An 11,975-nucleotide genomic window follows, 5' to 3' on the forward strand; every position below is an offset into this window, starting at 1 on the left:
GCCGTGGCCGTGGCGGGCACCAGTTGCTTGAGGCCGGCCGCGGCTGCCGCGTCCTTGGGGTTGCGGCGCAAGGCATCGCGGTAGGCATTTTCGGCCAGGCGGCGATAGACATCGCCGAGATTGGCATAGCCGACGGCGAAATCGGGTTTGACATCGACCGCCAGCAACAATTCCGCTTCGGCGCGCTTGAGGTCGCCACGCTTGGCGTACAGCAGCGCCAGGTTGTTGTGCGGCTCGGGCAGCTCGGGGAAGTCCTGGGCCATCGACGACAGCGCGGCGATGGCTTCATCCTCGCGCCCGGCCTGGGCCAGCGCCCAGGYGCGCTCGAAGCGCGCCTGCGCATTGCGCGGGTTGGTGGCCAGCACGCGGTCGAAGCGGTTGATCGCCTCGTCATAGCGCTTCTGCGACGCCGCCTTCTCCGCTTCGGCCATGCCCGGGTCCGCCGAACGCACGCCGCCAGGCGGCGTGGCCGGCGCGCTCAGCGAGAGCGGGCCGTTCTGCGCGCCGGCAGGCCCTGCCGCGCCAAGCAGGCCCGCCAGCATCGCCGCCAGGCCAAACGATGCGGCCGCGATGCGTCGGCGCGCGGGCTGGGATGAAGCAGATGTCAAGGTGGGCAGGAACAGGCTCATGTAAGGGCGGTCCGTTATACTCCGCGGCATTCTAGCAAAGCGCGGGCATGCCGGCCGCGTATTGACGCGCACCGCGTTTTGCCGTGGTGCGCCGCGCGGCGTGCGGCGTGCCACCGCGAATTGGCGCTTCCGGTAAGATATGGGTCGCGCCTGGATTTGCTCAGGCGCAAAATGCGGGACCCGCGGATGGCGTGACAATGTGGTGCGACGACGATGCGCTGCGCTCCCGCCGCCGCTGTCATGCCTGTTGTGTCGTTGTGCCTGTTGTACCTGTTGTGCCTGTTGTGCAGGAGACGGCGCGCCGTTGCCGCCTTGTCGTCTCGCTGCGTTTGCTTTGCCGTGTTGTGCCGTAGCTGTCGCAACCTGTCATGCCGCCGGCAGGATTTCTCTTCCATTCACCTCGCTTCATGTATCCACTGAATATCTACAACACGCTCGCGCGTGAAAAGCAGCTCTTCGTGCCAATCGAACCCGGCCGTGTACGCATGTATGTCTGCGGCATGACGGTGTACGACTATTGTCACGTTGGCCATGCGCGCGTGATGGTGGTGTTCGACATGGTGCAGCGCTGGCTGCGCACCGCCGGCTACGAGGTGACCTATGTCCAGAACATCACCGACATCGACGACAAGATCATCCGCCGCGCGGCGGAGAACGGCGAGACCATCGGCGCGCTGACGGACCGTTTCATCCGCTACATGCACGAAGATGCCGACGCGCTTGGCATCCAGCGCCCGGACCACGAGCCACGTGCCACCGACTACGTGCCGCAGATGCTTGACATCATCGGCAAGCTGGAGGCGCGCGGGCTGGCCTATCACGCCAGCGATGGCGACGTGAACTACGCGGTACGCAAGTTCCCGAACTACGGCCGCTTGTCGGGCAAGTCGCTGGAAGACCTGCGCGCGGGCGAGCGCGTGGCGACCAACGAGGCCAAGCACGATCCGCTGGACTTCGTGCTGTGGAAGTCGGCCAAGGAGAGCGAGCCCGCCGAAAGCAAGTGGGAGTCGAAGTGGGGCGCCGGCCGCCCGGGCTGGCATATCGAATGCTCGGCCATGAGCTGCGCCTTGCTCGGCGAGCATTTCGACATCCATGGCGGCGGCGCCGACCTGCAGTTCCCGCACCATGAGAACGAGATCGCGCAGTCCGAGGGGGCCAGCGGCCAGACCTTCGTCAATATGTGGATGCACAACGGATTCGTGCGCGTGAACGACGAGAAGATGTCGAAGTCGCTCGGCAACTTCTTCACCATCCGCGACGTGCTCAAGGAGTACGACGCCGAAGTGGTGCGCTTCTTCATCCTGCGTGCGCACTACCGCAGCCCGCTGAACTACAGCGATGCCCATCTCGACGACGCACGCCATTCGCTAACGCGCCTGTACACCGCGCTCAAGGATGTGCAGCCCGATGGTGAGCCGCTCGACTGGGAAGAGGCGCACGCCAGGCGCTTCGTCGAAGCCATGGGCGACGACTTCAACACCCCGATCGCCATGGCCGTGCTGTTCGACCTTGCCGGCGAAGTCAACCGCACCGGCTCGCCGCAGATGGCGCGCCAGCTCAAGGGCCTGGGTGCCACGCTGGGCCTGCTCGAGCGCGACGCGCATGCCTTCCTGCAAGGCGGCACGGCCGCCGACGGCCTGCAGCCCGGGCAGATCGAGGCGCTGATCGCCGCGCGCAAGCAAGCCAAGGCCGGCCGCGATTTCGCCGAGGCCGACCGCATCCGCGCCGAACTGCTGGCAGGCGGCGTGATCCTCGAAGACAAGCCGGGCGGTGCCACCGAGTGGAGGCGCGCTTGAACGCTGCCGTGCGCAAGACGGCGCCGCCCGCGGCGCCCGCCAAGACTGCCGCGGCCGCCAAGGCCGGGCAGCCGGCAGCGCCAAAGCCGCTCAAGGCAACTACCGCGGCCAAGACCGCAGCGAAGCCCGCAGCGAAGCCCGCCGCCAAGCCGGTGAAGGCCGCACCCAAGGCCGGCGCACGCGCGGGCAAGGTGCCCGCCTTGCCCGAGGCGCAGGCAGTGCCGCTGCCGGTCGAGACCGTGGTGGACGCGGTGCGTCCCGCGTACTGGGACGAGGCTTGCGCCGACCTGATGAAGCGCGACCGTATCCTGCGCAAGATGATCCCGACCTACGGCCCGGCGCACCTGATCTCGCGCGGCGATCCCTTCATCACGCTGGCCCGTTCCGTGGTCGGCCAGCAGATTTCGGTGAAGGCCGCGCAGACCGTGTGGGAACGGCTGGCCGCRCTCTGTCCGAAGCTCACCCCGGCGCAGATGCTCAAGGCCGGGCACGAAAACCTGGCTGCCTGCGGCCTGTCGCGGCGCAAGGCAGAGTACATCGTCGATCTCGCCGAGCACTTCAAGGCCGGCCGTGTGCATGTGGGCAACTGGGCGGAGATGGACGACGAAGCCGTCATCGCGGAGCTCACGCAGATCCGCGGCATCGGTCGCTGGACTGCCGAGATGTTTCTGATGTTCAATCTGATGCGGCCCAACGTGTTGCCGCTCGACGATGTCGGGCTGATCAACGCCATTTCGGCCAACTATTTCAGCGGCGAACCCGTCACGCGCAGCGAAGCGCGCGAGGTTGCCGCCAACTGGGAGCCCTGGCGCACCGTCGCCACCTGGTACATGTGGCGCAGCCTTGACCCGCTGCCGGTGACCTATTAGCCTGAAAGGGCACAGAATTTACGGGGAAGTGCGCGAGACTGCATCCGCAGACTTGCGGTTTTGGGGGCGAATTCCGGTAGAATCCGCCCCTTCACAGACGGGTACGTGTGATTCTCATGAAAACCACCTTCCTGGATTTTGAGCAGCCCATTGCCGAACTCGAGGCAAAGATCGAAGAACTGCGTTTTGTGCAGGACGATTCGGCTGTCGACATCTCCGAAGAAATCTCGCGGCTGGCCGGCAAGAGCCAGCAGCTGACCAAAGACATTTACGCCAACCTGACCCCATGGCAGGTGGCGCAGATCGCCCGGCATCCGCAGCGTCCCTATACGCTCGACTATGTGCGGGAGATCTTCACCGATTTCCACGAACTGCACGGCGACCGCACTTTTGCGGACGATCTCTCCATCGTGGGCGGCCTGGCCCGCTTCAACGGACAGGCGTGCATGGTGATCGGTCACCAGAAGGGCCGCGACACCAAGGAGCGCGCGCTGCGCAACTTCGGCATGCCCAAGCCCGAAGGCTACCGCAAGGCCAAGCGCCTGATGGAGCTGGCGGACAAGTTCGGCCTGCCGATCTTCACCTTCGTCGACACCCCGGGCGCGTTCCCGGGCATCGATGCGGAAGAGCGCGGCCAGTCCGAGGCCATCGGCCACAACCTGTATGTGATGGCCGGGCTCAAGGTGCCCCTGATCGCCACCATCATCGGTGAAGGCGGCTCCGGCGGCGCGCTGGCGATCGCCGTGGGCGACGTGGTGCAGATGCTGCAGTTCTCCACCTACGCCGTGATCTCGCCGGAAGGCTGTGCTTCGATCCTGTGGAAGACCGCCGAGAAGGCGCCGGAAGCTGCCGAGGCGCTCGGCCTGACCGCGCATCGCCTGAAGGCGCTCGGCCTGATCGACAAGATCGTCAGCGAGCCGCTGGGCGGCGCGCACCGCGACACCAAGGGCATGGCGGCCATGCTCAAGCGTTCACTGGCCGATTCGCTGCGCCAGTTCCAGGGCATGGGCGTGAAGGAGTTGCAGGCGCGCCGTCATGAGCGTCTGCTGGCCTATGGCAAGTTCAAGGAATCCGGCGCACCGGGCTGACCCGTCCGCCGGCTTGACCGACAAGGTCGCACAGGCTCTCCAGGCCGGTGCGGCCTTTGTTGTTTCTGGCCACGGCGGACGGGCAGGCACGGTGGCGGTGGCGCTGTCGGGCGGGCGCGACTCGGTCGCGCTGCTGCACGCGCTGCGCGCGGCGGTGTTGGCCGGCGCGCTGCCGCTGCGCGTGGCGGCGCTGCATGTGCATCATGGCCTGCAGGCGGCCGCGGACGAGTGGGACGCCTTCTGCGCTTCGCTGTGCCGCGAGTGGCAGGTCCCGTTCTTCAGCCGCCGCGTGGTGGTGAGCCAGCAGCAGGGCGAAGGCCTCGAGGCCGCCGCACGCCGCGCGCGCTATGCCGCGCTCGAGTCGATGTGCGGCGAGGCCGGCGCGGCCCTGTTGCTGTTCGCGCATCACCAGGACGATCAGGCCGAGACCGTGCTGCTGCGCCTGTTCCGCGGCAGCGGCCTGGCCGGGCTGGGCGGCATGCCGCGCCTGCGGCGCATGGGCACGAACCGGCAGATCGTGTTGCTGCGCCCCTGGCTGGACGTGGCGCGCGACGAGATCGACGCCTATTGCGTGGCCAATGCGCTGCCCTGGATCGACGATCCCTCCAATCACGATCTGCGTTTCGCCCGCAACGCGCTGCGCCAGCACATGCCGGCGCTGGCGGCGGCGTTTCCCGCCTTGCGCGCCAATGTGGCTCAGGCCGCCGCGCATCTGGCCCAGGCTGGCGAGTTGCTCGATGCGCTCGCTACGGAATGGATGGCCCCTCTGGTGCGCCCGCCGCGCGATGCCGGCACCGTGGCCGAACTCGATCTCGCCGGCCTGCGTGCGCTGTCGCCGGCGCAGGCCGATGCCGTGTTGCGCCTGTGGCTGCGCGAGCTCGGCACGCAGGCGCCATCGACCGCGCGCCTGTGCGCCATGCGCGCGCAACTGATCCGGCACGACGGCGGCGAGCCTGCCATCCATCACGAGGCGCTGGTCTTGCGGCGTTTCCAGGGGCACGTGCTGGCTTGTCGTGCCGAGGGCGATCTCTCGCCGCAGGAACTCGCCATGCAGTGGCGCGGCGAGGCGAGCCTGCCGGCGCCATGCTGGCGTGGCGAGCTGCGCTTCACGCGCGACGACACCTTCGGCGTGCCGGAGGCCGCGTTGCGCCAGCCCTTGCGGCTGGCGCAGCGGCAGGGCGGGGAGCGCATCGTGCTGCGTCCGGGCGGCCCCGCGCGCGCGCTCAAGCAGGCCTATCAGGAAGCCAGCGTGCCGGCGGCGCGGCGCGCGCGGCTGCCGCTGCTGTGGGCAGGCGATCAACTGCTGTTTGCGGCCGGCCTCGGCATGCATCGCAGGTGGCCCGGCGCGCCGGCGTCGCCGCGCTGGCGTATCGAATGGTCCGAGTGGCCCGCCGGCGTCGTGCCGGCCGGGTAGGCGCCGCAGGAATCGCTGTCGCGCCGACGCGCCGATGCCGCGCGTGCGAGCCTCGCTCCACATGATCCTGCGCCCCGTGAGGCCGCCTGCGCCTTGCCTCGGCGGAGCTCTTCGTGTATTTTCAGGGGTTTTGCACAATCGCTGGCGTCGACAAGAAGATGGCTCTCATCGTTCACAAATACGGCGGCACTTCGATGGGTTCTCCGGAACGCATCAAGAATGTCGCCAAGCGCGTTGCCAAATGGCATCGCGCCGGTCACCGCGTAGTCGTGGTGCCTTCGGCCATGTCGGGCGAGACCAATCGCCTGCTCGGTCTCGCCAAGGAGATTTCGGCACAGCCGAACCCGCGCGAACTGGATATGCTGGCCTCCACCGGCGAGCAGGCCAGCGTGGCTCTGCTGGCCATTGCGCTGCAGGTCGAGGACATCGACGCCATCAGCTACACCGGCTGGCAAGTGCCGGTGAAGACCGATTCGGCCTACACCAAGGCACGTATCGAATCGATCGATGACGAGCGCATCCTGGCCGATCTCGACGCCGGGCGCGTGGTCGTCATCACCGGGTTCCAGGGCATCGACGGCGACGGCAACATCACCACGCTCGGCCGTGGCGGCTCGGATACCTCGGCAGTGGCCATCGCCGCCGCCATCGAGGCCGACGAATGCCTGATCTACACCGACGTGGACGGCGTCTACACGACCGATCCGCGCGTGGTCGAGGACGCCCGCCGCCTGGACCAGATCACCTTCGAGGAAATGCTGGAAATGGCCAGCCTCGGTTCCAAGGTGCTGCAGATCCGTTCGGTGGAGTTCGCCGGCAAGTATCGCGTGAAGACCCGCGTGCTGTCGTCGCTGACCGACCCCCTGATGCCGCTCGAGAAGGAAATGCACTCGGGCACGCTGATCACTTTTGAGGAAGAGTCTGAAATGGAAGCAGCCGTCATCTCCGGCATCGCCTTTGCCCGTGACGAGGCCAAGATCACCGTCCTGGGCGTGCCCGACAAGCCCGGCATCGCCTACCAGATCCTGGGCCCGGTCGCCGACGCCAACATCGACGTCGACATGATCATCCAGAACCAGTCCGTCGACGGCAAGACCGACTTCACCTTCACCGTGCCGCGCGGCGAATACCAGCGCGCACTGGCGATCCTGAACGACGGCGTGAAGGGCCATATCGGCGCCGCCAGCGTATCGGGCGACCCCAAGGTATCGAAGGTATCGGTGGTCGGCGTGGGCATGCGCTCGCACGTCGGCATCGCCAGCAAGATGTTCCGCACGCTGTCCGAAGAAGGCATCAACATCCAGATGATCTCCACCTCGGAAATCAAGATCTCGGTGCTGATCGACGAGAAGTACATGGAGCTCGCCGTGCGCGCGCTGCACAAGGTGTTCGAACTGGATCAGGCGTGATCCGGCTCGGCAGGCCGCATGCGGCCCGCCGGTGATTCTGTCGGGGTGCACAAATTTTTTGTGATTGGTGATCGAAACTTCGTTGACCAAATCAAAACACCTCGATAGAATACGCGCTTCGTTGTGTGGCCTCCCTCACACAACGGCAGGTTTGGGAGACGTGGCCGAGAGGTCGAAGGCACTCCCCTGCTAAGGGAGCATCCGGGCCAAAACCTGGATCGAGGGTTCGAATCCCTCCGTCTCCGCCATTATTGGCGGCGAAACCCCGGAAGATTGCGGTCTTCCGGGGTTTTGTTTTTTGTGGGTCTGTCCGGACTGCTACACAGCCATGCGGGTGCTACACATGGACTGGTGGAGTATCCGATGGCAACCCACCTCACGACGCGGCAGTGTCTGCTATCTTCGCCGCAAAATTCCCCAAGACTTGATTCAGCAGTATGGCAGGCAAGAGATTGTCCGCAGTCTGCACACGAAAGACCGTGCCCAAGCGGAGCGACTGTTACGCCGCGCATCGGTTGAACTTGACGACGAGTTTGCACAGAGACGTGGAGAGGCAACATCGCCTTCCGTGGAGCCGACGATTGCTCCGCCCGTTGTCGCATCAGGTAGCAAGAAATCTCTCTGACTCGAAGGATGACGACGAGCATGGACGGCCAGTAGTAATCGGTCTCCGTCGCCGGCGCGTGGCCGCCGCGCTTCGCCGCGAAGGATACGAATGTCCTTGCGGGCGACCATGCCGAAGCGAACTTCTCCGTGGTCGATATCCAGGACTTCTAGCGTGACCGCGTCCCCGATCACGCAGGATTCGCCGGGACGGCGAGAGAAGGCGACCATGAGGGGACTCCAGGTGGGTAAGGTCGGCGCGCATCCGTGCTGATGGGCATCGGCTCTGGCAACGCCAAGGCGGGTAGCACTTCGCTCGTTCGATGGCACGCTGTATGGCCACGAGTGCCTGCGGGCTGTTTTCCAGCACGTCGAGCCGATCAGGCCTGCAGCGGTAGTGACGATGTCGGTGACGCTTGCCGCAGTAAGCTGCGCCAGCGAGCGGAGGCCCATCTGTTCCAGCCGGGCCACGACCGTGGAGCCTACGCCTTTCACGGCCAGTAGGGCTGCGCGTTCATTCTCAGAAAACGCCATGCAAGGTTCCGCCTTAGCCCTCATGACCTTACGCCGCGTGCGGCCATCTCTATCGTGACCAGCGGGCCCGTTTCTCCCTCGAATGCTTCTGGGGGTGGCGTAGCGGGACGTACTCTGAACAGGCGGCAGGCGGCCCACCAGCACAGGGCGGCGAACAGGTTGTAGGGGAATAGCAGCGCCCAGAAGGGAAGCATCCAGTTCTTCTTGCCTTGCATTTCACCGGGCTCGCCAGTGCGCCACGGAACGTAGTGACGTACCGCTTCACGCGGAGTCAGGCAGATATTGTTGTGAGGGATATTCCACCAGTGGGGCGCCGGAGGCAGCGGCAGATCACTCGGTCCCTGGGCCATGAAATGGCGGATGTACTCCCAAACCTGGGCAACGTGAGCGACACGTGCATCGCTGGGGTCGTTCCCATCTATCGTTATGAACATGGCCTCCGGCGCGGGCTTCGACGGAGAGGCCGGCGGTCCTTGATTGAGCATATGCAGTATCAGCGAATGGGTAACGCTAACCGCGCGTCCGGTGAATTCCATCTTTGATTGCATGCCTCCCTTGGCACTGCTCCAGTCTCCAACGAGGAGATATTTTCCTTCACGGTAATACATGTATTTATTTTGTCGGTTCCAATAAAAATTGGATCTGCTTTTTATTAAATGTATTCGTAGATAAAGAAGTGCGAATGAAAATAGAGATAGAAATAAAATGACAATGAATAATGACTTATCGAGTCGTGATTCGTACGATATGTTTTTTGCAAGGTAGTAAATTAGGAATGCGGCCGCGCATATTATTCCTGTAGCGTAAATTTTACCCATGAAGGCGGAGTCCGCTGGCCAAGGGTTTCGCAAACAGAGTACATGCCGACCCATGGCCACATACTGATCCCCAATCGCGGGAGCCGCATCCGGCTTGCTGCGAGCCGACCATAACCAGTCAATTGCCATGACCTGCCTCGTTTCGGGTCTTGTGCATCATGGCCTTATGCCGCGCGCGGCCATCTCTATCGTGACCAGCGGACCCGTTTCTCCCTCGAATGCTTCTGGGGGTGGCGTAGCGGGACGTACCTTGAACAGCCGGCAGGTGGCCCACCAGCACAGGGCGGCGAACAGGTTGTAAGGGAAGAGGGCGGCCCAAAACGGTAGCAGCCACCATTTTTTTACCTGCGCTTCGCCGGGCTCGCCTGTCCGCCAGGGGGCGTAGTGGCGCCACGATTGGGCTGGTGTCAGGCAGAGGTTGTTGTGGGGCACGTTCCACCAGTGCGGTGCGTGCGGCAACGGCAAGTTATCCGGCCCATGAGCCATGAATTGGCGGATGTATTCCCAGACCTGGGCGACAAAGATGGTGCGAGGGTCGCTGGGCTCGTTGCTATCGATGGCGATGTTGTAGTTGGGCGCCCAGGATTTTGCGATCAAGCGGGCCTGCTCGCTGCTTGGTTCGGTGCCAAAGACATTGAGCAGAAGCGAATAGCTCGTACTGAAAGATCGGCCAGAGTATTCCGTTTGGCCCAGCATACCCGCTTGCACGCGACTCCATTCGCCGACGTGCAGAAGTTTTCCTTTGCGGTAATATACTTTCTGGGTGATTCGGTTGAAATAGAAATTTGACTGTCGACTAATAAAGTTGATTCTATAGGCAAGCGATGGTAAAAATAAAAACAGCACCGGAAAGCAAACAAGAGATATCGCGATAATTGAATCTGTATTAATTTTTATTAGGTCGTCATATAGGTAATAAATAAAATAAATTACCCATGAAAAAATAGTTGTTGAGTACATCTTACCCATGAATGCCGAGTCCGCTGGCCATGGATTGCGCAGGCACAGCACCTGCCTGCCCATGGCGATGTATTGGTCACTGACGGCGGGGGCCGTCTCGGGTTTACTGTTCGGTGTCCATAACCAGGCGATTGCCATTATTTTCCATTCAGCCGAAACTGCGTGGAGACTTGTGTGCTTTCATCCATCGCATAGGGAAACCAATTGCTCGCCGACCGAAACCGATGCCGTTTCCGCTGGATATCGGCAAACGTGGACCGCCGTTGGAAGTCAGGCGCGATCATTGCGTTCCTCGTCGGCGAAGCCGCACAGCCGGTCATTCTCCGGCGGAAACTGAGGTTCCGGGTAGGTGAGGATGATGAGTTGGGGGAGTGCCATCACCGGCATGACCAGCAGCACGATGGCGAGGTCCACCCAAAGGGTGAGCGGAAGCCACCAGCGGCGGTTTGGATCGGTGAAGGAGGCGAGCACCCAGCGACCGCCGTAACGCAGCAGTACATCGCGCCAACTGCGTGGTGGCGATTCCACGGTGGGGGCCGGGAGACTCGGATCTCCTGTCATATACCGTTGCAGCCAAGCCCATCTACAATCGGTAGGGAGAACTAATACAGAGTCAATGGAAATTCTATAGTCCGCAACTATGGGAATTTTGGCCAGCTTGGGCTCTGGTGTGTTGCTTGTATATCCGATGAGGTACAAATACGGCGCGCTTCTTCCTGTTGAATAGGCGAGTGCYTGGATGTGGTTCCACTCCATAACCAAAAGTTCTTCATTGCCCTCTTCTGGGTAAGGTGAATAGTAGATTTTCTGAGTTTTTCTATTAATACGAACTCGGCTAGATCGATAGCGGAAGCGTGGTCCAATGAGTCGCGCCGATAGGAATCCGGAAAATCCAAATGCAAGGCAGGAGAGGCTGATCACAAGGAAATAAGTCGTATTATCCCGTGAGTGGCTCAGTGTCGCTCCGAGTATTAGTGTGATGCTAAGCAGCAAGCTGATCCTCAGAGTCAGCCCCTCATTGTTTCTCTGCATGGTTTCCGAGATCAATTCGATTCCGTGCTCGCTTTTCCGAAGAATGGAGATTCCCGGGATGGAATTGGGATTTATCTCGGAAGACAATAGATTGCTTGCGGATCTGAATTGACGCCATTTCCGCTGGATCTCGGCGAGCGTGGGTCGCCGTTGGAGGTCAGGCACGATGATCGCTATCCTCGTCGGCGAAGCCGCACAGGCGGTCGTTCTCCGGCGGAAACTGAGGTTCCGGGTAGGTGAGGATGATGAGTTGGGGGAGCGCCATCACCGGCATGACCAGCAGCACGATGGCGAGGTCCACCCAGAGGGTGAGCGGTAGCCACCAGCGGCGCTTTGGATCGGTGAAGGAGGCGAGCACCCAGCGACCGCCGTAACGCAGCAGTACATCGCRCCAGGTGCGTGGTGGGGACTCCACGGTGGGGGACGGGAGGTTTGGGTCTCCCGCCATATACCGTTGCAACCATGTCCACGTTGATTCATTGTGGTAGCCGATATGAGCCCCGATGATGGGGACTTTGACAAGTTCGCGTTCCGTTAGGTTTGACGTGTATCCAACAAGATATAAATAGCCTTGGCCTTTGCCTCGATAGTAATCGATGGCCAATAACTCGTCCCAATCGAGAGTCCAAAGAGAATCAGGACTTTCATCCGGATACGGGGCGAAGTAAATCCTTTTCGCCTTGCGATCGACCCGCACAGCTGAATTGCGATAGCGAAGTCGATAACTCAGCATACGTGATAAACTAATTACCAGTAGATACGCGATCGGGAGTATCGCGGCGAAACAAAACGGGAGTGGTGAATCCGTGTTTGACTGCAACAG

Annotated in this window: 11 protein-coding genes, 1 tRNA gene and 1 pseudogene; 7 read left to right on the forward strand and 6 right to left on the reverse strand. The window is 62.4% G+C overall.

The window, feature by feature from the left end:
• Window positions 1–629 (reverse strand): tetratricopeptide repeat protein (locus AC1DO7_RS34130; protein WP_477117105.1); only part of this gene is annotated, 629 nt, incomplete at its 3' end.
• Between the two features lie 407 nt (window positions 630–1,036).
• On the opposite strand from AC1DO7_RS34130, the gene cysS reads away from it, so the two are divergent.
• The 7 genes from cysS (at window position 1,037) to AC1DO7_RS34165 (ending at window position 7,830) form a co-directional block, all read left to right on the forward strand.
• Window positions 1,037–2,425: a cysteine--tRNA ligase gene (cysS, locus tag AC1DO7_RS34135; RefSeq protein WP_441618906.1), complete on the forward strand. Its 1,389-nt coding sequence runs from the start codon at window positions 1,037–1,039 to the stop codon at window positions 2,423–2,425.
• A complete protein-coding gene (locus tag AC1DO7_RS34140) occupies window positions 2,422–3,294 on the forward strand; it encodes a DNA-3-methyladenine glycosylase family protein (RefSeq protein WP_441618908.1) in 873 nt (290 codons plus the stop codon). The genes cysS and AC1DO7_RS34140 overlap by 4 nt, the downstream gene beginning before the upstream one ends.
• 116 nt (window positions 3,295–3,410) lie before the next feature.
• Window positions 3,411–4,382 carry an acetyl-CoA carboxylase carboxyltransferase subunit alpha gene (locus AC1DO7_RS34145; protein ID WP_441618910.1) on the forward strand — a complete coding sequence of 324 codons (972 nt, stop codon included), beginning with the start codon at window positions 3,411–3,413 and terminating at the stop codon, window positions 4,380–4,382.
• Window positions 4,348–5,796: a tRNA lysidine(34) synthetase TilS gene (tilS, locus tag AC1DO7_RS34150; RefSeq protein ID WP_441618912.1), complete on the forward strand. Its 1,449-nt coding sequence runs from the start codon at window positions 4,348–4,350 to the stop codon at window positions 5,794–5,796. The genes AC1DO7_RS34145 and tilS overlap by 35 nt, the downstream gene beginning before the upstream one ends.
• A gap of 158 nt (window positions 5,797–5,954) precedes the next feature.
• Window positions 5,955–7,205: an aspartate kinase gene (locus AC1DO7_RS34155; RefSeq protein WP_441618913.1), complete on the forward strand. Its 1,251-nt coding sequence runs from the start codon at window positions 5,955–5,957 to the stop codon at window positions 7,203–7,205.
• A gap of 154 nt (window positions 7,206–7,359) precedes the next feature.
• Window positions 7,360–7,453 (forward strand) — tRNA-Ser (locus tag AC1DO7_RS34160).
• A gap of 95 nt (window positions 7,454–7,548) precedes the next feature.
• The gene (locus AC1DO7_RS34165; protein WP_441618915.1) at window positions 7,549–7,830 is read left to right on the forward strand and encodes a DUF6538 domain-containing protein; all 282 of its coding nucleotides are present in this window, start codon (window positions 7,549–7,551) and stop codon (window positions 7,828–7,830) included.
• An 80-nt stretch (window positions 7,831–7,910) separates the two neighbouring features.
• Here the strand turns inward: AC1DO7_RS34165 and AC1DO7_RS34170 are convergent.
• The 5 genes and pseudogenes from AC1DO7_RS34170 to AC1DO7_RS34190 all read right to left on the reverse strand — a co-directional run.
• Window positions 7,911–8,366 (reverse strand): annotated as a pseudogene (locus AC1DO7_RS34170) (carbon storage regulator); the annotation flags it as partial.
• On the reverse strand, window positions 8,363–9,160 hold the full coding sequence (locus AC1DO7_RS34175) for a hypothetical protein (protein ID WP_441618917.1): 798 nt from the start codon (window positions 9,158–9,160) through the stop codon (window positions 8,363–8,365). The gene AC1DO7_RS34175 and the pseudogene AC1DO7_RS34170, both read right to left, overlap by 4 nt.
• Window positions 9,161–9,316: 156 nt before the next feature.
• On the reverse strand, window positions 9,317–10,258 hold the full coding sequence (locus AC1DO7_RS34180) for a hypothetical protein (protein ID WP_441618919.1): 942 nt from the start codon (window positions 10,256–10,258) through the stop codon (window positions 9,317–9,319).
• 132 nt (window positions 10,259–10,390) lie between these two features.
• Window positions 10,391–11,317 (reverse strand): DUF6708 domain-containing protein, encoded by a 927-nt coding sequence (locus tag AC1DO7_RS34185; RefSeq protein WP_441618921.1) that lies wholly within the window; start codon window positions 11,315–11,317, stop codon window positions 10,391–10,393.
• The coding region (locus AC1DO7_RS34190) for a DUF6708 domain-containing protein (RefSeq protein ID WP_477117106.1) at window positions 11,310–11,975 on the reverse strand (666 nt) is incomplete at its 5' end. The genes AC1DO7_RS34185 and AC1DO7_RS34190, both read right to left, overlap by 8 nt.

It is taken from the genome of Cupriavidus sp. 05N40, from assembly GCF_056397305.1.

Bases quoted from the DNA above. Each gene is read 5' to 3' on its own strand.
- AC1DO7_RS34180 (WP_441618919.1), bottom strand. From the start codon at position 10,258: ATGGCAATCGCCTGGTTATGGACACCGAACAGTAAACCCGAGACGGCC.
- AC1DO7_RS34175 (WP_441618917.1), bottom strand. From the start codon at position 9,160: ATGGGTAAAATTTACGCTACAGGAATAATATGCGCGGCCGCATTCCTA.
- AC1DO7_RS34145 (WP_441618910.1), top strand. From the start codon at position 3,411: ATGAAAACCACCTTCCTGGATTTTGAGCAGCCCATTGCCGAACTCGAG.
- AC1DO7_RS34155 (WP_441618913.1), top strand. From the start codon at position 5,955: ATGGCTCTCATCGTTCACAAATACGGCGGCACTTCGATGGGTTCTCCG.
- tilS (WP_441618912.1), top strand. From the start codon at position 4,348: ATGGCAAGTTCAAGGAATCCGGCGCACCGGGCTGACCCGTCCGCCGGC.
- AC1DO7_RS34165 (WP_441618915.1), top strand. From the start codon at position 7,549: ATGGACTGGTGGAGTATCCGATGGCAACCCACCTCACGACGCGGCAGT.
- cysS (WP_441618906.1), top strand. From the start codon at position 1,037: ATGTATCCACTGAATATCTACAACACGCTCGCGCGTGAAAAGCAGCTC.